Source organism: Halobacillus dabanensis (assembly GCF_900114165.1).
In the GTDB taxonomy this organism is placed as follows: domain Bacteria; phylum Bacillota; class Bacilli; order Bacillales; family Halobacillaceae; genus Halobacillus; species Halobacillus dabanensis.
In genome coordinates this window covers 81518-103474 of record NZ_FOSB01000005.1, presented here as the reverse complement: position 1 = coordinate 103474, position 21957 = coordinate 81518, and the positions used below count along the sequence as shown (strand labels likewise).

Below are 21957 nucleotides of genomic sequence, written 5' to 3'. Positions count from 1 at the left end.
AACCGCCCTATAAAAAGGCGGTAACGTTAACAAGTTCTTCTTTTCTTAACCGGACTCAGAAGGAATCCGTCTTAATCTTTCTCCAGGATAACAAGGGAAGATACCATTGGTACCAGCCCAACAGGACTCTGAGATACAACCTTCCATCCCTCTTGAAGTAGTTGATTTAATTCACTTAAGTTATTCTTTTTATCCGATTGATAATGAACTGTGATTGCCTTCTGCATCCCTACACCTCCTCCACACCTACATCTTTACGAACCAGTGCTTATATCGTTTCATTTCCTTTTTTTATCGCGAACAACCAGTCTTTCATATAACTGCCTATTTTCGGTGACTACCCGGGACGTGGATTTTAATAAAACTCCAAGATTTTCAGATTAAAAATTATGCCCCTTCAATCAAATCCCGCCGCTTATAACCAAGGAAACCGATGACCATTAAACTAATGCTGATCACGGTTATCATAACAAAAATCACTGTATCAAAATCTTCCAACGGCAATCGAGGTATCCAGCTTTGGATGGCTGTTTTTGAAAACCATTCCGGCAAGTCTATTATCCCTCCGAAGTAGTTGATCAAAAAAGAATAGGCAAGATAAATATACACCACTTTACCTAGTTTGGGTGCCCAACCGAGAGCTAATGCCGCCATACCAGTAAAGAATAATACGGCCGGCGAGAAGTTGAAGCCAGCTGCAAGAAAGTCCATCACACCCATCGTTGATTTATCCCCCATGGTTGCGATGGCCGTACCCCCAAGACTGCCTGCCGCTAATAAAATCCCCCCTAAGCCTGAAATAATAGCTAACCCAATAGTGGTCCAATAGAATCGACTTCGGGTAACCCTTGTGGCATATAGCTGACTCAGGCGTGATCGGCTTTCTTCACCGAAAAGTTTATTTACAAGGACGATCGGTAAAATGGAAACTAACCCAATCATCACCACCATGATCGTGCCAGTGAATGATTCTTCCAATGAAGCTCCAGTATCTGAAAACATCTGCCGTACCATTTCACTACTCTCCACAAAGGTTTGCATGTCACCATAAATGGAGCCATACGCTGCCCCCATCACAATAAAAGTGATCAGCCAGCTAATCATTACACCTTTGTTAATCTTTATAAGTAAACCGCGGACAGACAATAAAGATCGCCTCGCCTTTTCCCGTCCTTCTCTCTCAGGAAGATAGCCGGCTCCCATATCGCGAGCGCCTTCAAGTACAAAAGCAACGGCCATCATGATTAAACTGAAAATAACGGCGAAAATAAGTGGGATCCAGTTATTTTCCGTAAAAGGATAAGTTAAATAGGTCCATCCCATAGGATTCATCATGGACAGATCCACATTGGAGACATCAGTTCCTGCACGAATAATATAAAGAAGCCCTGTTATGCCAAGTGCTGAACCTGTCGCACCTGAAGAAGCAGGCATTATCTGAGACATAACCAGAGCAATTCCGGCACCGATAATCCCGGCCATACCGATAGAAGCCCCGAACAAAAAGGACCCTTCCACTGAAATCGTGTCAGCTCCAAAGCTCATCATTACACTGCTAATAAAAAGGGCTAATACAACGTTAATAAATACAACTTCCAGCATTGTGGCAAGAGAGTTTGCTTGGCGACCGATTTGGAAGGAGCGTACAATTTCAATCAGGCCAAGATCTTCCTCTTTACGTGTATGGCTTACGACGTGTAATACAGAGATGACCATCGCAAATAAACCACAGAACAGTAACATTTCATGCGAATACATAGCCCCCAGAGTATATTCACCAGCTGTTTCAACTGGTGTAGGCCCGACCATAGCTACCATAGCGGGATTTTGCAAAGTTTCGTACATGCCAATCAAGCCCTGGCCTTTGGTGATTTCTTGAAAAGCTGGAACATAGGCTGCCGAAAATAAGCCGAGTCCTAAAACCCACACCATTATTTTTTTCCAATCGCGCTTTAAGTAAAGCAGGAACAGTGTATTCCAACGCGCAAATTTCTCCTCCATTGTAGTTCACCCCCATTCAGACTGTTATCCTTCATAATGACGCATGAATAAATCTTCAAGAGTCGGCGGCACAGATTCAAATTTCTTGACCCCTAGTCTACTTGCTTCTCTTAAAATATCATTCAGGTGTTTATGATCCGCCGAGAATGTCGCTTGATTGTGTTTTTGTTCGAAATCATAAACTCCATTTACATTGGCCATTTCAGCCACATCACCTTCCGTTGTTAAAGTTACGGTAGAACGTGTCAAATGGCGTAATTCATCAAGGCTCCCGGATTCCACGATCTCCCCTTGGCGAATGATGACAACCCTGTCGGCCAAGCGTTCTACTTCACTCAAAATGTGCGAGGACAATAAAATCGATTTACCGGATTGTTTGAGTTTTTCCACCTCTTCCTGGAAAATGGCCTCCATCAAAGGGTCAAGACCAGAAGTGGGTTCGTCAAAAATGTATAAATCTGATTCAGCAGCTAATGCTGCAATTAAACCAACTTTTTGACGATTCCCTTTCGAATACCCTTTGGCTTTTTTCTTAGGATCCAACTCAAAACGTTTAATTAAATAGTCGCGCTTTTGCTTATCTCCCCGGCCATGCAGTTTCAAAAACAAATCAATAATCTCCCCACCAGTCAAGTTCCCCCACAGGGTGACATCTCCTGGGACATATGAAATGCGTTTGTGAATTTCAAGGCTGTCTTTCCAAACGTCCTTACCGAATATTTCCGCAGTACCGGCATCTCGTTTGATGATTCCCAGTAAAATACGAATCGTAGTCGATTTTCCAGCCCCATTGGGACCAATAAAACCGACAACTTCTCCGGCATTCACCGTGAATTCCATGCCACTTAACGCCTGAAACTTACCGAATGATTTCTGTAAATCCTTGATATTCACAATTTCCGGCATAACACGCACACTCCTTTTTAACTTCTATGAGCTTTCTAACAGGTGTTTCTTGAACTTAATGAATAGTTTTTACATTTTAATATCTCCACCCATTTTTAATCGCCCATATACTATATAATTATCTTTTATTTATAAAAGCTGAACTTCAGTATTTCAGCATAGCTCTTCCATTCTTTAAGATATTGCTCTCCAAACTCACCAATGTTTTCAAAGGAACTTATTTGCTGGATGGCTTTATCTCCAAATCCAAACATTGTCCAATTCAGGATTTCTATTGCCTTTTCGATATCGAGTCCTTCACGGAACTTGGAGTAATCAATATCTTGATAGATAATCTTTGTGCCCCGATCATAGATTGCTTCCACTTTGCCCTTAATAAATTCTTTTACCTCAGTCGATTCCTCTTGCATAGAAGTAGCTAGAAAATCAAATACGTGAGGATATTTTTTGTGAATATACAATTTCTGTATTCCTATATTTTCAAGTCTTTCAAATAAGTCTGTTTCATTTAAATCAATTTGTTCATAAAGCTGTTCGATAATTTGTACACTGTATTCAAATAAATACACGTAAAGATCTTTCTTGTTATTGAAATAATTGAATAGTGACCCTTTAGATATTTGAGCCTCTTTTACAATTTCATTTGTAGAAGCATGATCAAACCCATTTTGCACAAATTCCTTTAGTGCTGCGTTAATAATCAGCTCTTTCTTCTCATCCTTTAATTTATGGAAATTTGAATTGATGGCAATAATCTCCTTTCGTTAGTATTCTGACCAATGTGGTCATTTTAATATTAGCACTAATGACCACATTGGTCAACATACTGGATAGAAGGTCAATTGGCTTTTGATTGAGATTACATATGTATTCTTAAAGCCTGATTTTTACGCAATAAAAAGATCCATTCTCTTTTTGAAAATGGATTCTTTCTAGTAGAGCCCAAAAGCAGGCTCACCTTCTAACGTCCCTTTATCCAGCTGAACTTTTTTAATATCTTCCATTTATTCATACCAACAATGATAAGTTTATCCGATTGGATAGGAAACGATGGTACCTGTACTATCCCTTACCATCTCTTAGTAAGAAAACTTCATCTTCAATTCTTTTGATAGATGACTGTGAAGTAGGGGAAGCTTTAATCGGTATACCTCTTCGGCAACTAGTTCAGCAATTTGCTTCGCACCATTTTCTTGAAAATGTGTATTATCACTTACACCCTCTGGATAATTAGGGTGTTCGCCTTCAGCAAACCACATGAAGAGATCTTTACTTCCTTCTGGTCCAAGTTGATTGTATAAGTCGATACTTCTTTCAGACATGTCGATAACCGGCACTTGTTCTTCAGACCCAAGCTGCTTCATCGCTTCTGGATACTCTCCGTGTGATCGCTTTGCTTGTCCATCTTCTGTAAACCCTCTTCTTTCTACCGACGTTAATAAAACCGGTATAGCGCCTTTTTCACGAGCTCCATCGATATACTGTTTCAAATAGCTTTTGTAAGTTGTGAAGGGTTCTGTATAACGAGCAGGGTCACTTGATTTTGAATCATTATGGCCAAACTGAATGAATAAATAATCTTTCTTTTTAATTTCAGCAAGTATATTGTCTAACTTGCCTTCATCAATAAAGCTTTTGGAACTTCTCCCTGAAGAGGCGTGGTTTTGTACTACAATTTTTTTATCAAACATTGGGTCAAGTACTTGGGCCCATCCTGTACGAGGCGCTCGGTCTTCCCCATAATAAGATGCAGTGGAATCACCCGCTATATAAATGGATACATTATTTTCATGGCTTCCTTCTGTCCCGGAGGATGAATTGGCCAAAGCCGTTCGAGTCCCCCATCCTAAACTGACAAAAATCAATGCAGCAAAAAGTAACATGCCTTTCTTGCGAATTTCTTTCATAGTCTCACTCCTTTTTTAATAGAACATGGTACCTAATTAACCTCAGGAACCCATCCGTCCAGTACATTCTCTACTGTATATTCTTCCGCTTCTTCATCACTTAACTGGTGACGATCCTGGTTTACCACAGCTCCCGGACCAGCATTATTGTACTCATAAAGTCGAGCAGACTGAGGTTGAAATCCGCCCATCTCTGTCCATCCTTCTTGTTTAATGTGTTCGCCGAGCGTACTATCCCTGAATACTACACTAGCTATCGCGGTCGGATTACTACTTGGTTGCCAAGGACGGCCCAGATAAACGGTGTCTTCCGGTGCATCACTTGTCAAATCATTGTTTACAAACAGGAAGCCATATGGTTTATCTACTAATGTACTTGCTGCAGTGATATATCCGTTATTAGATTCAGAGCCTCTATCAAGAGAATGAATGGTGCAATTTTCGAACACAGCTTGAGCTGCACCAAAAATAAAATCGACATCCCCTTCTATATAACTATTGTAGTAATATTGTCTTCCAGCGTTGGCAAGAAGTGTGTCTTGATTGCCCAGGAAGCGTACATTATTGAAAATCAATTTATCACCTGTAGCATTCACAGCCACTGCTTGCTGGTCCTTCACGCCGATTGACTCATCGAAGGAATTTTCAATTGTCAGATTTTCCACCTTTCCATGATCGGCGCGTAAAAAGGCAGTAGCACTTGCAAAAGTTCCTATTTTCCCGCCAATACCGTTGTCTTTTCCTGCATAGTTATCATAGGTAATGCGTGTATCCTGTTCATCTTCCCCTATCAGGGAAATATATGGTTTATTCGCAGGAATATCAATGACTTCGTGATAGACACCGTTGTTAATGAAAATTTTTACTTCTTGCTCGTTATTTTCAGGAACTGCATCAATTGCTTCTTGAACTGTCTCATAATCTCCATTCCCATCCTTGTCTACCACAAGCTTACTTTCTATTTCATTTAATAGTTTTGAATAATCTTCTACCCGCTCAACCTCATCTTCTACCAGGCTTCTGCCTAACTTATCCTTTGATCCATTATTTACTACTTGGGCATATACATGATTTTCAAAGTATCCGGTGGTTTTTGCGGTTTTTAACAGTAAGGTAGCATAACTTCCACCCCATTGATATCCATCTCTTCTCTCTTGTTCAATTTCATGTATATCATGTTTGATGATACCGTCACGCCCGGAAAAGATTGGTTTGTTTGTTCCAATCTCATAAAACCTGTACCATGTTGTTGTGTTGGGGTCTTCTACAAAATATTCGCCTTTTTCGTCTCCACCACTAACATAACGAACACCTACAAGTTTGTTTTTATCAAACCAATCAAGTGCTCCTTTGATCGCATTTCTCATTTCATAGGTCTGATTTGGCCTGGACATTAGGAATCTCACAATGCCCACAGACTCTTTCCCGGAAATAGATGGGTGCTCATAAGCGCGAGCTTTCACAGGTTCATAACTATAAGGATCATGCTGCGCTCCCCAGGCTGTTAGTTTTCCATCTACCTCTACCTGTGCTTTTAGTATATAGTCAACAGCTATTTTCATAGATTCTTCTAACTTCTGATGATAGGTCTCATCAATCACACCCGTATTGAATGGGTACTTTTGATTTAAAATGTCATCAAACATATCTAATACTCGAATCATAGCTTCATCATTAAATGTAACCATATCCGAATAGTTCCCACGCCTAGGAAATACTTGAGCAAAACCACCAGTGTCATATTGTAAATCCATTAAGAAATCAATTCCCTCTTCAGCACTCTTCTTGTAACGTTCATCTTTTGTGGCATAATAAGCTTCTGCAAGAAAATATATTTCTTTTACTGTCGCATCGTTGTCGATGGTGCCTAATTCCACGCCGTCTGCATTCACCCACTCAGATCTGGGTTCTTCCCCATCCCATGAACGGTTATGCTCTATTCCTTTCGACCAGCCGCCATGGTCCATTTGCCAGGTTATAATATTGTTTGCACGTTCAATCGCTTCCTCAACATCACCAGTAAATTCTTCAGGTTCCTCCTCCAGCAGGAATTTCCCCCCCTCAAGTTCATCCAGGCTTCTTAGGAACAAAACCGTATTTCCATATATGTCGGTCCCCATGGCAGCTTTAGAAATTCGCAAGTCTCTATTCAGGAAAGGGGAAAGGCTGTCCCAGTTTCCTTTTGCTGCTGTAATTTTCAAATCGTCCAAATCAAATTCATCGAAAGTACCATTTAATGTCACAGAAATTAAATTTTGCGTTAATGCATCGATACGAGCAATATGAACCTCACCTGTATCTTTATCAGAGACCTTTGTCAATGTTTGAGCAAGCTTTCTTGCCTCTTGCCAAGTCATATCATCTTTAATTCCATGATTGTTTTCACTGTTAGGATTCATGATCCCTTGCTTCGCCAATTTCCCTAACATATTCGGACCTTCTTCCTCTTCAGGCACCATATCTAACAAATCTCCAACAATTAAAGCTAGTTTCTTCTTACTTAATGGTTGGTCCGCCTTTAATTGATCCCACAAAAAATCGGGTACATAATTTTGATCTTTTGCCACTCGTGCAGCATATATTCCCCATGTATCAGCTGGAATCCGGCCAATATCTTGTTTTAGCTCTATATTTTTATATTTTTCGTGGATATCAAAACCGAATGCATTATTTATTAATGCTAGGAATTGATTAAACGTTACCGCTTGACTCTGTTTATTATCAACATCAGCTAATACCCCTAACTGGTACAATTTCTTCATGGTTACCCCATCGATTACTTCGGCTAACGGAGCTTTCTCTGTTTCCACCTCTTCTGGTCCTCCCTCTTCCGGGTGGTCCTGAATACGTAAGTGATCAATATTCCCACCACCTTCTGCCCCAGTAGCTGTTAGTCGGATGACATTCTCCCCTTCCTGTAAAGGAGCATGTATGGTTTGATAGTTCCATGTTGCCCAGTCCCCTGTTGGTGGAAAAGGAAGCTCTTCCATCTTTTCTCCATTTACCCTCACCTCAGCAGGACGCTCGCTCCCACCCGCGTGGGCATAACGAAAAACCAGGTAATAATCTTTCTCTTGTGGTAGATTCACTGTCCATTCAATATAACCGCCTGGTACGTTGGGGTTATAGTCTCTAAAGCCATCTCCAGTAAAACCGGGATGTTTGTTATCAACGATGGTTCCTTCTGCTTCCGCATCCTCCGCCTCATAAGTTTGCTGAATGGAGGAATCATCTTCTTCTGCAAATGCATGTTCGGTAAAGATACTCAAAGCGATACCAAGTACAACCAATAACGCAGTTATAACTCTTCTCAACTTTATTTCTTGTTTTCCTCTCACCATTCCACCTCTCCCCTATTAGTAGTAAATACTGGACTGATTCCTCTTATATAAATTATAACAACGTTGTTATTACAAATTTTGCTCGAATCCATTCATGTATCTTACATTTACCGAGAATCGTCCGTTTCTGCTTCAATATTAGAATGATCTTCTCTATATTGATTAGGGGAAGTTCCTGTTATCCGAGTAAAGACCCGCCATAAATGAACAGGATTAGAGTAACCGATTCGATGGGCAATCTGGTAAATTTTCATGTCAGTTTCCAGCAAAAGCCTTTTTGCTTCATTGATACGTACCGCATTCACATAATCAACGATATTGCAACCTGTTACTTGTTTAAATAGCCTGCTAATATATTGTTCATTCCTATGAAACTGCCGGGATAAAGAAGAAAGTGAAACATCCGATGAGAAGGAATTATTGATATAAGTCACAATTTCAGATATATCTTGGGATCCTTTTCCGTATGTTAAATTAACTTTTCCTCCTGATGACTCGCCCTTTTCTTCTACTATTCTTAGACTTTCAATTAGCAGCTGGGTCAAAAGAGTACGGCCGTACAGGTTCAAGTAGTTTTCCTTGTTTTGATATTCGAAATATAGATTTTGAATGATTCTATTGATTCCCGATTGCTTTGCAACGGGAATTGGCACTACAGGAGGACTGCAATGGAAAAGTTTATGTACTAATTCTTGTTCCGCTTCAGGTAGGAAATCTTCTCTAAAGTTAATTACCATGCGTGCATAGTTTTTTCCTTTCACTTTCCTAGTTTTGTGCATGACATTTTTGGAGATGAGTACCAGCTGATCCTTTTCCACATACCAAGTCTTTCCATTGATTAAATAAACACATTCCCCTTCCAGTAAATAAAATATCTCATAGTCCTGATGTAAATGATAAGTCTTCATTATCTTGTTCGATTTCCAACTATCAAAATAATCTATATAAAATGATTGGTTTCGTAACGATACACTGAATTTATTGTTCATCCTTATCCCCCTTTAGTTTCCAACAAATACGATATATACACTCCAATCACCTTCTAACTAATTAAAATTAAACAAATCATCTCACTAATGCCGAACTGATGTATGACTTTAGTAGTTAGAAAAGATGTATGAAGTATTAGGTCTTTTCTTTGTTGCAGGAATGGTATATTCTTCAATACACAAAATAATACAACCGTTGCCTAAGGAAAAAACACATCAAAAAAAGCTTCTAACCATGGTATCTGCAGTTAGAAGTTTTATAGTATTTGTGATTCCTATTTTTTAAAAGAATTCGAAAAAGGAATAAAGTAATAATACACTTGTGTGATCTTATCTGCTGTAAAGCTCTAAACTTGAAGACTTGATTTCGAGATATCTAAATTTCAACTTAGCTCTATAGTGTTATCTCTTTATAAATCGACTAAAAAAATCGTTAACTTTTTCAACCAGAAGACTCAAAATCGAGATATTTCTACAAGCCCTCTTTCGCCCTGACACCAATAAGTTAAAGAGTGTAAATTATAAATAAAGTAATTTTTTGCTATTATTCATTTGAAGACAGCTGATCTCGATTAACTGCAATAGGTGGTTGTTCCATCCAGCTATTTTCAATCAAAATATTCGCACCTGTTTTTACGTACAAAGAAACATCCATTATACACCGAGCATATAACGCCCCAATATCTTTTCTGCCATTTAAGGAAGCACCATTTGCATATTCCCTAATTTTCATGGAGAACATATCTACTTTATGAAAAACCATCAATTTATCAGAAAATGGTGGGATAGTAGATGATGTGACCAAATGATCTAAAAGGGTAGGAGAAGGCAAATAATCTTCCGTTAATTTTTTGGATAGCTTTTCAATATGCCTTTCATTCAAATTTCTACCACGTTCTAAGAATTTTCTTACTCTGTTTTGTTTAGCCCCTTGGCTAAATCCAAGGATAAGAGCTTTACTTGCGATATCGTTGTTAATATTATCGAATAAATGCGCAATTTCCAGGCCATGAAGTGGTCTTACATTCCCTATATATCCCTTCAAAAAACTTTGCTTATTAACAAAATCAACTTCCTTAGGATTCGGAATGGCGGGTGTATTCATTAACATTCCTTTTGATTTTAAGACGTCATTTGTATGGTTCATCAGTTTGACAACACCATTAAGCGCTTTCACATAGAAATCCCTAATATCTTTTCTAGTTACTATACTTATGGCAGCACTATATAAACTCATCCCTGCTTTTCCTGTATATTGTAAATAGTAAAGGTAAAACTCATCCTTAAATAGTCTAGGTGCATCTAAGTTTACGTCTTCATCTGTTAATCCTACTGGTACGGGAAATCCTCCCCTTTTAAAAATCGTTTTTATGTCTTTTATATAGGTTTCAGTTAAATCCAAAGCATGTTGTAAAACTTTTTTAATATCCTTATCGTCCACATTTTTCAGGTAATAATTAAGTACACATTTAGCCATTGTATTGCCAGTGTATGTGGCCCAAAGTTTCCCCATTTCTCCCGATGTTAAACTTGATATATCAGTATTCATAACATTTCACTCCATCAAATATAATCTTTACCAATAGAATACCTAATTATGAGTAAAAGTATGTACCACCGAATTTTCCATTAAAATATCGTCTCATGAATTAAATATTGAATAATCGCCTCCTATACTTGAATACTTGATTTCGAGGTATTTATAACTGCTTTTTTTATTTAGCCTGCAATAGCTCAACAGCGGATTACCCTTCAATCATTTTAAGATATGGTATATGATTGTCATTCACAATTGCAATGCTTACTGGTGTGTTTGTGTTGTATATCTTAACTCCAACTGGTAATTTATTTGCAGTACCGTTAGTAAAACTACTAGCCTTATCTGTTTGCTTAGTTACTTTTCCTATTTGTTCACCTAATTTATAATCTAGTTCGTCAACCCATTCCACATTCTGAGCATTTGAATAAACAATCCCACCAAGAAGAAATATATCTGCATTTTCATTCTTTAAAAAATCTTTAGGTGTTGGATTGCCTATGGTTTCGCTCTCATTAAAGCTGCTATTACAGCTAGCTAAAAGTAAGAATAAAAAACTCAGTAAAAGTAGGATTTTTGAAAGGTTCATTAGTATCTCCCCTTATACATACGCAGACGTACCAAACCAAAAATAATTACTCATATTCGTTGAACATTTAGGCTTTGTCAGTGAATAAGATTATTTTCCTAATAGACTTACACTCAGTTTTAAGAAGGCGAATACTTTATTGAGTAAACGCCCCCGTTTCGTGAAGACTCGAATCCAAGATACTTTGGATTTGATATTTTCAACTAACACAACCGTCATCAGCCGATGGTTAATTCTAACACTGCGATACCAAAGATTAGAGAGAAATAGCACTGATGTAAACAATTGAGTAATTTCTTGTTTTATTGAGTTACCTATCATCTTTTCACTAAAAAAGCGACCACCCTATTAGATAATCGCCCCTGTTACTTTAAAACTCAGTATCAAGGTATTCTTGAAACGTTATTAACTCTAATCACCCTATTTGCACTGATCGATATTACTTTTTAGTACCATTGGACCTAACTTTTTGGTTTTGGTATTTGAAAGTCTCACTTGTACCTCTACGTTTTCCATATCCGCTGTAATTAGATCAAATCTTCCTGCCCATGTTGGATTAGTTTGTTCAGGAGTAGGGAATAGTCTAAACCTCCAACTTATTTCTTCGCGAATATAGGCAAATCCTTCGTAGCTATCAAAATCTCCATAGTTTGAGGGTTCTGGAAGATGTACAGCAAGAATGCTAATATTAGTGCGAGCAAAACTTGGTGGGAATAGCTGGACTTTGTATACTAATGCCGTTCCTTTTGCATTTATTAAATTTTGATCAACAGGATCTAAAACCATACTGCAGGGCATAGAAATTGCATTTACTTGACTTGGAGACATAACAAGTAAAAAAATAATCATTGCAACCAAAATAAATCGTTTCATAAAACACCTCAACCATTTTGTTTTGGCTATTATCCCCTATTTTAAAGTTATTAATTATTTTGTTTACCTGCTTTAACTGTTTTTTCATAAGTAAAGAAAGAACGACCACATATTGAGTAATCGCCCTTATGCTTATCCTAACAAAATTGACCCGAGATATAAGAAACTATTGGTTTTGGTAATTTCTCTTTGAAATAAACCACTGCTAAGCCGATCAATATATGTACAGCTATAAATAGAACTCCTGTTAGTTAACTCATTGAATGAGACAAAGATATTGAAGAAAAGCCCCCGCTTTTTGAACACTCAATTTCAAGATATTTGTTTGTAAATCACGAATACACAAATACCTATCGTTAAACTATATTGCTATATGCAGTAGCTATCCAAATAATTATTATAATTATTGCTTGCTCATATATTCTCTTTTTAAAATTCCCATAGTAATGATGTCATGCCATTTACCATCTCTAAATAACCCTTCTCGCATTACTCCTTCTTTCTCAAATCCAAGTTTATGATAAATATGTATAGCTCTTTCGTTAAGAGAGAAAACCCTAAGCGAAACACGATGTAGATTTAATTCTAAAAAAGCATATTCAAGTAACATCCTTAAAGCCTCTGTACCATATCCTTTGCCCCAATATTCCTTTTCACCAATATCAATAATACATTCAGCATTTCGATTACCATTATCGATATTTATAAGTGAAGTTACGCCAATTGCAATATTGCTTTCTCTCTCTTCAATGATATAACTCTTAGAAGACGTAGAATTTAGAATAATATTTTCTACAAAACTTCTTGTTTCTTCCAGAGAATATACATCCAATGAAAGGCTTGTTGTTTTCATTACTTCCAAGTCATTTCTCCAAGAATGATACGTTTCAATATCGCTTTCCAGCATTTTTCGAAACTCAAGCGTTTTCGATCTTAACATACAAATCATCCCCTTATATTATAAAGACTCTTATCGGGCAAAACTGCCCATTACACTTTTAACATACTTTAACAGGAAAATATATAACACCGGGCATTTCCGCTTTCAAAGCTGCCGGATCAACATGCCATTCGTCCTTTTTTCTATATTTCTTCTTCTTCCACTCCTCTGTTTTCTTTTCGATCACTTCATAATTTCCACGTCACTAAAGCTTGCATCAACAGGGCAACAAAGCCGTGAACTTTATGACTGCATTTATTTATTATTCCTTGATTACGGATCCTTATCTGGTCGCATTAAAAAGAACGTTTGGATACCACACCAAACGTTCTGCCCGTTGTATTGCACCCCATTAATGGAATGGTTTAAGAAACTATTATAAACATATAAATATTTTATCCGTCCCCTTAATATAAATGGCTTCTTAATTTATCAAGATATTTTTTTGTAGCAGGGTGAAGGATGTATTGCTTATTGTTTTTCCATTCTTTTTCGTATAACGCTACTCGGTAAAAGTAACCATTATATTCATAAGTAAGAGTTTCCCCATCCTGACCATGGATTAAAAGCATTTGTTTTCCTTCCTCTTTTTGCAAGTATACCTTTTTCTTATATTTAGTTTCCTCAAAAGCATTTGCATTCTTATTAAATAGGTTCTCCTCTTTATGTACCCTTAACGTCATATAAAAGTTTTCTCCCTCAAATACTGTGTCCAGGTTGACCATCCTTTCATCCAACCGATCATATTTAACGATTGGTTCCTTTATTAACCCATAGAAAGGCGTAGGAAGAATTAAATCGTCTGGTAACACCTGTTTAGCGATACTTAGCGGCTGCTTATATCGTGTATCTTCTAACTGTTCGAGGGATTTAGAGGGATTAGTCAGCGATCCCATATTAAACCCCCCCATTATAAGAACAAACAATAATGCGATGCAAGCCAAGCTACCAGCAAAAGGTTTTCGCCATCTATGTTCATATTTGTTTGTTGCAGTTGATTTAACTTTTCTTAACATGTCCCCTTTTTTCTCGTGACTCAAAGATAGATCATTAAGGTAAGAACTTTTCGCAACTTTCTTTAACTTCCTTTCCATATTCATTACCTCCTTCTATACAAATCGCTTCTTTTAACAGGATTTTGGCTCTCCTCAATCTGGACTTGACTGTATTCTCGTTACATTTTAATGTACTGGCAATCATAGAAATCTTTAGTTCTTTGAAATAGTACAAAAAAATGACTTCCCGATATTTAACGGGTAATGTAAGAATATAATCAGTCAGCATTTGAGATGAATCCCTTTCTATAGCGATCTCCTCTGGGTTTTTGGATTGACCTTTCACTAAATGAATAATCTTTTCACTTAGCGATACGTATTTCGCATAGCCACTTCTTAAGTAATCTTTACAGTGATTAGCTGCAATACTGTAGATCCATGTTTTTATAGAGGAATTCGATTTAAATTTATGGTAGTTTTTGTAGCATTTAATGAATATTTCTTGAGTCAAATCTTCAGCAATATCTTTTCGCTTTACATATGTATAACTGAATCTAAATATTTCATCGCTGAACTCCTGGAAAACGTAGTCAATAAAATCATCTCTTGATGAAAAGTGTCTCATTTCTTTCCCCCCCTTTAATATGTGTAGACGTACGAGCAAATAAAATAGTTTAATTTATAAAAAAAACAGACCACCTAAGGGGTCTTTGCTTACGGAAGAGTGATGGAACGCTCTTCATAATGAGGAGACGAGACATGCGCTCCTTCCATTTCCTTAATAGTGACAACTGGAGCCCCGTCTGTATTTCTGATGCTATCGCCGCAGAACTCTTCTGCATAGAGTTCAAAGGGAGTGCAATGATGGACGAACCAACCATCTTTTCCATATGCACCGCGTCGTTCGACAACGAGCACATCGAATGGACGGCTTCGATGTTAGAGCAAACGCAACCACTCCATTATAAATTCAAGAACCAAGTCCTTGTGATAACCTGCCATTTATTTTATACTCACCTCATAGTTCACTAAAGACGATCATATTAATTGAATCAATCAACTTATCCGATTATAGGGGGCATTTATGGAAACGAAACAGTTAGTTACATTTAAAACAGCTGCAGAATCCTTAAATTTCACGAAGACAGCCAAAACTCTTAAGTTTGCTCAATCAAGTGTTACAGCACAGATTAAAGCTTTAGAAAAGGAACTAGACACGCCATTATTTGAACGTTTAGGAAAACGACTCTATCTAACGGAAGCCGGTCACCAATTCAAAAAATACACTGATCAAATGCTAGCTTTAACAGAAGAAGCACAGATGGTAACAAGAGGTTTAGAAGAACCTTCTGGCACATTAGTTATCGGTGCCCAAGAGAGTCAGTGCACCTATCGCCTGCCTACAATATTGAGATCATTCAAAGATCAATTTCCACAAGTTAAACTTATCTTTAAACCTGCACATTCAGACGAAAAGGCTAAAGAACAATTAATAAATGGAACGTTAGATATTGCGTTCATTATGGATGTATTCAGGCCAAAAGATCCATTGAATGTAGAGACTCTCCTTGAGGACAATATGAAATTAGTATCCGCCCCCGATCACCCATTACATAAAAAAGCTGAGATCCTTCCACCTGATCTTGAAGATGAAACTCTTCTATTGACAGAAACGGGGTGTTCTTACCGTACAATCTTAGAAGATTCACTTCGAAAGGCTGATATCCACCCTACAAATAAGTTTGAATTTGTTAGCATTGAAGCTATTAAGCAATGTGTCATAGCTGGTTTAGGAGTAGCCATCCTTCCTGAAATGGTGGTGGAGAAAGACATTCAGGAAGGAAGAATAAAAGAGTTGAATTGGAAGGCTGATACACCTACTTTTTATACTCAAATCGCATGGCACAAAGATAAGTTTATGACCATTCCCCTAGAAGCCTTTATTGATTTGACCCGAAAAATTCTGCAAACTTCCTAGAAAATAAAGAAGGATGTCCACCTACAGGGGGCATCCTTCTTTATTTTATTAATCACAATTTCCGATCGTTTCAATCAAAATAATCAGTTTTACTGATTATCAAACCTCGCTTATCATTTAATTCACCATACACATAAATGAGGTGAAGAAATGGTCTTAAAAAAGTATTTTATATTGTTTTTTCTTGCGTATATCATATCAGGTTTTGGTGTAGGAATGAGTATAATTGGTGCAAACTGGTATCTATTAGACGAAACCGGTTCAGCTACAGATGTAGGGATAATGTTGACGTTGAATGTCTTCACAGGGTTTCTAGTATCACCATTAACAGGAATCATTACGGAGAAGTTTAACCGGAAAAATGCTATTCAAGGAACATTTATTGCAAGAGCTGTATTAATTGGTGTGTTAACCGTCCTGTTTATCCTAGACGGTTTCTCTATCTATTACGTATACGCTTTCGCCATTATCAATGGCATCGGATGGACCATCTATATGTCTGCATCCAGAAGTTTAATGCAAGAACTTTTACCTGAAGAAGAACTTTCTAAAGGGAATTCATTAATTGAGATCAGCTTACAAGTAGGCATGTTTATGGCCGGAGCCGATCTGGATTCATCTACAAATTTATCGGTTTTGAAGCTATTTTGATTACTAATGCGTTGATGTTTGTAGGTAGCTTTCTGTTTATGATATTTGTTAAATATCATTCCATTAGCTTAGACCGAAACAAGAAAGATACTTTACTTCCTTCACCAAAGGCGTTCAATATCTAAAGACGCATAAATTAACCTTTTTGTTAGGCTGATTTCGACTATGATCTACAACGTAGTCCTCCCTGGATATGTAAACGAAACTCTCTACGCTGCTTCGGTGGTTTTTGGATTCTCTGATATGAGCTATGGAGTAGGCGGGTTGTTGTCAGGTCTTTTAGCTGCTCCATTTTCTAAGAAAGTCTCTGAAAATAAAGCTGTCGTGGTTATTTTCCTACTTGCCTTTGCTACACTGATTGGGTTAGCAGCTAACAGACTTGTGCTGTTCATTTATCTAGGAAGTTTCATCATTGGACTTTCCAATTCCTCTATAAAGATCATTATGAACACAATGCTCATGGAAATCGTTCCAAAACGGTTAATGGGTAGGACTCTTTCCGTTTGGATGGGCATTGCACTACTGTGTCAGGCATTATTAGCGAGTGGACTAGGACTACTGATTGATATGTTCTCCCCTTCCGTTGGTTTTGTAAGTATGGGAGGACTAATGATTCTCGGTCTAGCTATACAAGGGTTTGTATGGAGAAAATCTCATAAAAGAAAATCAAAAATTGGTTACGAGGTGGTTTAATATGAAAACTGTAGTTTTGTATGGAAGCACTAGGGAGAATGGAAATACGGAAGTCCTAACTGAACGAGCTATTAAAAACCTCTCGGCCCATCGAGTCTTTCTGAAAGACCTTGAAATCAACCATATTGTGGATCAAAGACACGATGAGGATGGATTTACCAGGGTCGAGGATGACTACGACCGGGTCATTCTTTCCATGATTGATGCGGATGTGATCATATTTGCTACTCCTATCTACTGGTACGGGATGTCTAGTGTCATGAAAACGTTCATCGATCGCTGGTCTCAAACCGCAAGAGATGATAAGTTTCCTAATTTCAAAGAATCCATGACAAATAAATCGGTGTATTTAATTGCGGTTGGAGGAGATGAACCTGGAATTAAAGGTTTGCCTCTTGTCCAACAGTTTAAATATGTGTGTGAATTTATGGGGTTCAATTTCAAGGCTATATATTGGGGAAAGGTGTAAAACCTAATGATATAGACTATGATAAAAAATCAATCCAGGATGCAAAAGTTATGAATGATACCTTAATGGAAAGCCAAAGTTCAATTCACGAATAAGTCAAAACTTCTGGTAAGTAAAACAACAATTTAATTTTTAAAAAAGACATGCTCACACTAGCAAAGCATGTCTTTTTTCAGCTTAACATTTTCTTCGAATCTAAAGTTTATGTAATAAAGGCGAGTGCTTTATTGAGCAAAGGCCCCTATTGCTTAAGACTCAGTTTCGGGATAATCCACTCATTCTAAGAAATGGAGCAAATACTCGTCTATTACTGAATATCCATTTTTCTCATAGTTCTACATCACCATTAGTTTAAAATTCCACCAGCGCAATATTATTGATTTCTTGAGTGAAATTTCGAAGACTTTTATATTCACTTTTGAATCTATTCAAGTCTTCGTCTGATAAATCAAGCATGGCTAGTGTGATATGTGCCACCCAATTATCGGGTTCATAGCTTTTGAAAGTTTTGTCACAATGTTAAGATTATTAGGAGCGTTATGTAATCTTTTAGATTGTGCTTTTTATCAACACTTAAATAAACTACATTAGATGTATCTCCAAAATAACCACTGCCTTGATTTTCGAATTCAAATGAACGAACCTTTTTCCATAGTACTCTTAAATCCTCTATTAAAGTTTATGTCTTCCCAGTTCCCCCCTTAAAAGCCAAGGTTGGGATAGTCAACAGATTGGACGTCCTACATAATTGTATTCTTCCAAATTCAAGTATCTTTTGCTTATCTTGTCCGGTCAAATAATGTAGCTAAACCTATCGTTTTAGTCACCTTTATTCTCCTTTGCTAATTAAATCAATTACCTTATAAAGTGCTATTGGTCAATTTTTACAATACCACCCTAATGTGAAGACATTGATTACGAGATATCCTCGAGTTTATAACAGAACTTATGCTATACAGCTTTCTAATCCAAACCTAGTAAGTCATTGAATTTACCCCAAATGATTAATATATGTTCATCTTGACGCTTCCAATAGATGATCAATCCTCTATTATAGACCAACCCTTTACCGAAGATTACTAGTAAGAGAGGATTCGTGTTTTCTAAAAAAATGAAATCGAATAAAATTCCTTGTATTAATAAGAAAGGGAGAAACAAGCAACCCACAAAAGTAGGTTGCTTGTTTTAAATATAATCATAAGGGATGAAACTTTCCTGTAACTGCGTCAAAGACTAATAAGAATTTCTTTTTCTTTCTGTCCCCCCTTACAAGCCAAAAAGGACGATAGAATAGTAAGTTTTTTTGTAATTCTACTTCGGGCATCCTCAGGATTTTCATCTTATAAGATATAGATTTACAGACAAACTTTTCTCCTTCCAATGCAGCATCTTTCTGAGTAAGGTGAACATCTATTCTCTCGTTTCCTTCCATTTCTGTTTCGTATAGATTTGGGGAGACGTCAATTAGTGACCCAACTCCAGAAATTGAATCTATAGTACACCCAATTTTTCCAACTTTTCCATGTAATAACGTTTTTTCTTTCAAGCCATACTCCAGAAAGTAATAGGGGTAGTAGATTAATCTATCTATTGTAAAACGAGATTTTTTTTCCATTTGTTGTAGGAGGCGGTTCACTTCCTCTTTCGAGAATTGTATCTCATTCGTCCAAATTTTTTTTGCCATAACTTTTACTCCCTTACAGGCTACTTAGAATCTATATATTTAGATATATTACTAGCTTCTGGGTTCAAATCCCTTGAAACATTCTTATCCAGAGAATAGGGAACGTTATAACCATTTTTCACATCATTCAACACATCGTCAATCCATAAAGGTTTTTTTCCGAAAGGATTACCTACTAGCATTCCTAATATGGACATAATTAGTCCAGCCAAAAAGGGGTGTAAAAATGTAATGTCCTGTAGTTCCATAGATGTCCAAATAATGTTAGTCACTCCCCCTGCTATCATAGCGCATAATACCCCAATTTTATTTGCTTTTTTAGAATACACCGAAGCTACATATGGAACCATAAAGCTATTACCTAGTACTCCAAAGGAGAAAATAACTAACCCGAAAACAGAAGGTGGTTGATAGATAGCCACAATAACACCTACGACTCCTGCTGCTAGAATACTTAAGCGAGAAATACTTACCATTTTATTTTGACTAGCATTCTTATCAATAAATCGTAAGTAAATGTCACGTGACAGAATTGTCCCTGCCTGCATTAAGATAGAGTCAGAGGTGGACATAATGGCTGCCATTACTGCTGAAAGCAAAATAGCTGCCAGAATACCAGGAAAGAATTCATAAGCTAATGTAGGGATAACCATTTCAGGATCCCCTAAATTAGGTAACAACACGATTGCCATAAATCCAAGTAGGTATGGGGTAAAGACGAAGAGTTGGTTCCATGTAGCAGCATATAGTATAGCCCCTTTTACGGTTTTGGTGCTTTTCATGGACATATGGCGAACGACTACATGCGGGAGCCCCATATAACCAATAGAATATATTAGCACGGCCCCAAGCACTACACCCCATTGCCCCACATACGCTAGATCCTTTCCCCAGGGACTTAAATAGCTTGGGTCGACCTGAGCTATCTGTTCATTCAACCCAGAAAGTCCTCCTAGGTTAATAAAACCAAATATGGCAATTCCAACTACGCCTACAACCATAATAATTCCTTGGATGAAATCGGTCCATACAACAGCTAGGTATCCTCCTGTGACCGTGTAAGATATTATAACCCCTACTCCTATCAATAATGCCATGGAATATGGGAGGCCAGTGAGCTGTTCTAAAGCTTTTCCAGATGCAATAAATTGAGCAAAAACGTATCCAAAAAGGAAAATTATGGAAATTACGGATCCTACAATCCTTATTGCTGGACTATCAAACCTTTTCTCTAAATATTCGATGGGGGACAAGGCCCCTAGAATCTCCGACATTCTTCTCATTCTTTTTCCTAAAACTGATAGATTTACAATTGCTCCGCCAGCATCTCCGAAAGCATACCAAAGAGCATACCAACCTTGTTGAAAGGCAAGAGCTGGTCCACCCATAAACATGTAACCACTCATTGCTGAACTCTGCATAGTAAGAGCCGTTACAGCAGGTCCTAAGCTTCTTCCTCCTAATAGATAATTATCAACGGATTTGGAAGCCTTACGGGAGAAATAAATACCAACCACCAATAATCCCAATAAATAGACAAGGAATACAATGGCATCAACCTTCAATTGGACTACTCCCTTCATCGGTGTTTTGGATTAACCGTTCTTCAGCTTCATCTTCCTTCTTCAATTTAATGTACAAAAAGAATGCTAAACCGAGCCAAAAAAACGGCCATGGTGCAAACATCCAAAACGTATCTGTCGGTAGGTTAAACATATATTACCAACCTTTCTTGATTTATGTCCTATCGCTTTCATTCTATCGAGTTATACGTAATACATCATCTTACATATTGTTAAAAACTTCAAAAAATTTTTAACAATGTGACAAATAATGGGTTTAAAAAAACGCTAACTTTTAAGTTAACGTTATAGGCAAAAAATGAAGGGGGGATCATTCATAAATATGGTTTCTATCATCTTTCAAATAATAATAGGCGTACAATGCAAATTCAATCGCTTTTCTTTTATGGATATGTGAAATCAAATCCTAGTAGTATCGATGCGATGGTAAAGGGTTTATCTTGAAATGAATAAACGATTAGTAGCTTTTTTCTTGGATCCTTTAGTATCTAAAAAGACTTTAAAGATTTTCCAAAAGGTTTCCATTTGTTGATTCTCATATTTCCCTTCATTAAAGGAAGATCAAAATTATGATATTCGAGAAAAGGGACTATAGCCTTCCACTGGGCAGCCAAAACCAACTTCTCTGCTCAACCTTCTCCTCTTCTTTCTTCTTCTAATAGCAAGTTAAGTGTTGATCTCAGGCCAATATCTCGAAACTGAGTCTTCCACTAACCTGCCCTTATGTTGAAGACTCAGTTTCGAGATAAAACTAAAAGCCCCCGAGTTTACTATACTCCTAGCGCGCTATACCCGAAACCAATGCGAGTTTTTATGTTTAA

General features: G+C 37.4%; 21 protein-coding genes. 4 read left to right on the top strand and 17 right to left on the bottom strand.

Annotation, left to right across the window (positions count from 1 at the left end; genetic code table 11):
* Positions 1–71: 71 nt before the first annotated feature.
* The 14 genes from BMZ58_RS21105 to BMZ58_RS20800 form a co-directional block, all read right to left on the bottom strand.
* On the bottom strand, positions 72–227 hold the full coding sequence (locus BMZ58_RS21105) for a hypothetical protein (protein WP_167360061.1): 156 nt from the start codon (positions 225–227) through the stop codon (positions 72–74).
* Between the two features lie 160 nt (positions 228–387).
* Positions 388–2001, bottom strand: coding sequence for an ABC transporter permease (locus tag BMZ58_RS09955; RefSeq protein ID WP_075036411.1), 1614 nt, complete (start codon positions 1999–2001; stop codon positions 388–390).
* Positions 2002–2025: 24 nt separating this feature from the next.
* Complete coding sequence (locus tag BMZ58_RS09950) at positions 2026–2907, bottom strand: ABC transporter ATP-binding protein (protein WP_075036410.1); 882 nt, start codon at positions 2905–2907, stop codon at positions 2026–2028.
* 125 nt (positions 2908–3032) lie between these two features.
* Positions 3033–3605: a TetR/AcrR family transcriptional regulator gene (locus BMZ58_RS09945; RefSeq protein WP_279626132.1), complete on the bottom strand. Its 573-nt coding sequence runs from the start codon at positions 3603–3605 to the stop codon at positions 3033–3035.
* A 381-nt stretch (positions 3606–3986) separates the two neighbouring features.
* Positions 3987–4814 (bottom strand): rhamnogalacturonan acetylesterase, encoded by an 828-nt coding sequence (locus BMZ58_RS09940; RefSeq protein WP_075036408.1) that lies wholly within the window; start codon positions 4812–4814, stop codon positions 3987–3989.
* Positions 4815–4846: 32 nt separating this feature from the next.
* Entirely contained in the window at positions 4847–8155 is a 3309-nt protein-coding gene (pelA, locus tag BMZ58_RS20675; RefSeq protein WP_083412673.1) for a pectate lyase, read from the bottom strand.
* Positions 8156–8262: 107 nt separating this feature from the next.
* Positions 8263–9144 (bottom strand): AraC family transcriptional regulator, encoded by an 882-nt coding sequence (locus BMZ58_RS09920; protein WP_075036407.1) that lies wholly within the window; start codon positions 9142–9144, stop codon positions 8263–8265.
* A 544-nt stretch (positions 9145–9688) separates the two neighbouring features.
* A complete protein-coding gene (locus BMZ58_RS09915) occupies positions 9689–10693 on the bottom strand; it encodes a DUF3231 family protein (protein WP_075036406.1) in 1005 nt (334 codons plus the stop codon).
* Between the two features lie 196 nt (positions 10694–10889).
* The gene (locus tag BMZ58_RS09910; protein WP_075036405.1) at positions 10890–11270 is read right to left on the bottom strand and encodes a hypothetical protein; all 381 of its coding nucleotides are present in this window, start codon (positions 11268–11270) and stop codon (positions 10890–10892) included.
* Between the two features lie 420 nt (positions 11271–11690).
* Positions 11691–12143 carry a YoqH family protein gene (locus BMZ58_RS09905; protein WP_075036404.1) on the bottom strand — a complete coding sequence of 151 codons (453 nt, stop codon included), beginning with the start codon at positions 12141–12143 and terminating at the stop codon, positions 11691–11693.
* Positions 12144–12546: 403 nt separating this feature from the next.
* Positions 12547–13083: a GNAT family N-acetyltransferase gene (locus BMZ58_RS09900; protein WP_075036403.1), complete on the bottom strand. Its 537-nt coding sequence runs from the start codon at positions 13081–13083 to the stop codon at positions 12547–12549.
* A 407-nt stretch (positions 13084–13490) separates the two neighbouring features.
* The gene (locus tag BMZ58_RS09895) at positions 13491–14177 is read right to left on the bottom strand and encodes a hypothetical protein (protein WP_075036402.1); all 687 of its coding nucleotides are present in this window, start codon (positions 14175–14177) and stop codon (positions 13491–13493) included.
* Positions 14134–14703: a sigma-70 family RNA polymerase sigma factor gene (locus BMZ58_RS09890; RefSeq protein ID WP_075036401.1), complete on the bottom strand. Its 570-nt coding sequence runs from the start codon at positions 14701–14703 to the stop codon at positions 14134–14136. Before BMZ58_RS09890 ends, BMZ58_RS09895 begins: the two co-directional genes overlap by 44 nt.
* 89 nt (positions 14704–14792) lie before the next feature.
* Positions 14793–14996, bottom strand: a complete 204-nt coding sequence (locus BMZ58_RS20800) for a hypothetical protein (RefSeq protein WP_139207327.1) — start codon at positions 14994–14996, stop codon at positions 14793–14795.
* Positions 14997–15162: 166 nt separating this feature from the next.
* Between BMZ58_RS20800 and BMZ58_RS09880 the strand changes: the two genes are divergently transcribed.
* The 4 genes from BMZ58_RS09880 to BMZ58_RS09865 all read left to right on the top strand — a co-directional run bounded on the left by BMZ58_RS09880 (position 15163) and on the right by BMZ58_RS09865 (position 17869).
* The gene (locus tag BMZ58_RS09880; RefSeq protein WP_075036399.1) at positions 15163–16056 is read left to right on the top strand and encodes a LysR family transcriptional regulator; all 894 of its coding nucleotides are present in this window, start codon (positions 15163–15165) and stop codon (positions 16054–16056) included.
* A 150-nt stretch (positions 16057–16206) separates the two neighbouring features.
* Positions 16207–16707: an MFS transporter gene (locus BMZ58_RS09875; protein WP_075036398.1), complete on the top strand. Its 501-nt coding sequence runs from the start codon at positions 16207–16209 to the stop codon at positions 16705–16707.
* 165 nt (positions 16708–16872) lie between these two features.
* The gene (locus BMZ58_RS09870) at positions 16873–17400 is read left to right on the top strand and encodes an MFS transporter (protein ID WP_075036397.1); all 528 of its coding nucleotides are present in this window, start codon (positions 16873–16875) and stop codon (positions 17398–17400) included.
* 1 nt (position 17401) lies between these two features.
* Positions 17402–17869 (top strand): flavodoxin family protein, encoded by a 468-nt coding sequence (locus tag BMZ58_RS09865; RefSeq protein ID WP_341864778.1) that lies wholly within the window; start codon positions 17402–17404, stop codon positions 17867–17869.
* 1195 nt (positions 17870–19064) lie between these two features.
* On the opposite strand, the gene BMZ58_RS09860 is transcribed toward BMZ58_RS09865, so the two are convergent.
* Genes BMZ58_RS09860 through BMZ58_RS21100 form a run of 3 tightly spaced genes read right to left on the bottom strand, consistent with a single transcriptional unit; the run spans position 19065 to position 21269 of the window.
* Positions 19065–19553, bottom strand: a complete 489-nt coding sequence (locus BMZ58_RS09860) for a hypothetical protein (RefSeq protein WP_075036396.1) — start codon at positions 19551–19553, stop codon at positions 19065–19067.
* 20 nt (positions 19554–19573) lie between these two features.
* Positions 19574–21136, bottom strand: coding sequence for a sodium/proline symporter (locus BMZ58_RS09855; protein WP_244151529.1), 1563 nt, complete (start codon positions 21134–21136; stop codon positions 19574–19576).
* Positions 21108–21269: a hypothetical protein gene (locus tag BMZ58_RS21100; RefSeq protein ID WP_167360060.1), complete on the bottom strand. Its 162-nt coding sequence runs from the start codon at positions 21267–21269 to the stop codon at positions 21108–21110. Before BMZ58_RS21100 ends, BMZ58_RS09855 begins: the two co-directional genes overlap by 29 nt.
* Positions 21270–21957 lie beyond the last annotated feature (688 nt).

What these genes read in the sequence shown, in the direction of transcription:
- BMZ58_RS21105 (WP_167360061.1), bottom strand. Translation starts at nt 227, where the DNA reads ATGCAGAAGGCAATCACAGTTCATTATCAATCGGATAAAAAGAATAAC.
- BMZ58_RS09955 (WP_075036411.1), bottom strand. Translation starts at nt 2,001, where the DNA reads ATGGAGGAGAAATTTGCGCGTTGGAATACACTGTTCCTGCTTTACTTA.
- BMZ58_RS09950 (WP_075036410.1), bottom strand. Translation starts at nt 2,907, where the DNA reads ATGCCGGAAATTGTGAATATCAAGGATTTACAGAAATCATTCGGTAAG.
- BMZ58_RS09940 (WP_075036408.1), bottom strand. Translation starts at nt 4,814, where the DNA reads ATGAAAGAAATTCGCAAGAAAGGCATGTTACTTTTTGCTGCATTGATT.
- pelA (WP_083412673.1), bottom strand. Translation starts at nt 8,155, where the DNA reads ATGGTGAGAGGAAAACAAGAAATAAAGTTGAGAAGAGTTATAACTGCG.
- BMZ58_RS09920 (WP_075036407.1), bottom strand. Translation starts at nt 9,144, where the DNA reads ATGAACAATAAATTCAGTGTATCGTTACGAAACCAATCATTTTATATA.
- BMZ58_RS09915 (WP_075036406.1), bottom strand. Translation starts at nt 10,693, where the DNA reads ATGAATACTGATATATCAAGTTTAACATCGGGAGAAATGGGGAAACTT.
- BMZ58_RS09910 (WP_075036405.1), bottom strand. Translation starts at nt 11,270, where the DNA reads ATGAACCTTTCAAAAATCCTACTTTTACTGAGTTTTTTATTCTTACTT.
- BMZ58_RS09905 (WP_075036404.1), bottom strand. Translation starts at nt 12,143, where the DNA reads ATGAAACGATTTATTTTGGTTGCAATGATTATTTTTTTACTTGTTATG.
- BMZ58_RS09900 (WP_075036403.1), bottom strand. Translation starts at nt 13,083, where the DNA reads ATGTTAAGATCGAAAACGCTTGAGTTTCGAAAAATGCTGGAAAGCGAT.
- BMZ58_RS09895 (WP_075036402.1), bottom strand. Translation starts at nt 14,177, where the DNA reads ATGGAAAGGAAGTTAAAGAAAGTTGCGAAAAGTTCTTACCTTAATGAT.
- BMZ58_RS09890 (WP_075036401.1), bottom strand. Translation starts at nt 14,703, where the DNA reads ATGAGACACTTTTCATCAAGAGATGATTTTATTGACTACGTTTTCCAG.
- BMZ58_RS09880 (WP_075036399.1), top strand. Translation starts at nt 15,163, where the DNA reads ATGGAAACGAAACAGTTAGTTACATTTAAAACAGCTGCAGAATCCTTA.
- BMZ58_RS09875 (WP_075036398.1), top strand. Translation starts at nt 16,207, where the DNA reads ATGGTCTTAAAAAAGTATTTTATATTGTTTTTTCTTGCGTATATCATA.
- BMZ58_RS09870 (WP_075036397.1), top strand. Translation starts at nt 16,873, where the DNA reads ATGATCTACAACGTAGTCCTCCCTGGATATGTAAACGAAACTCTCTAC.
- BMZ58_RS09865 (WP_341864778.1), top strand. Translation starts at nt 17,402, where the DNA reads ATGAAAACTGTAGTTTTGTATGGAAGCACTAGGGAGAATGGAAATACG.
- BMZ58_RS09860 (WP_075036396.1), bottom strand. Translation starts at nt 19,553, where the DNA reads ATGGCAAAAAAAATTTGGACGAATGAGATACAATTCTCGAAAGAGGAA.
- BMZ58_RS09855 (WP_244151529.1), bottom strand. Translation starts at nt 21,136, where the DNA reads ATGAAGGGAGTAGTCCAATTGAAGGTTGATGCCATTGTATTCCTTGTC.
- BMZ58_RS21100 (WP_167360060.1), bottom strand. Translation starts at nt 21,269, where the DNA reads ATGTTTAACCTACCGACAGATACGTTTTGGATGTTTGCACCATGGCCG.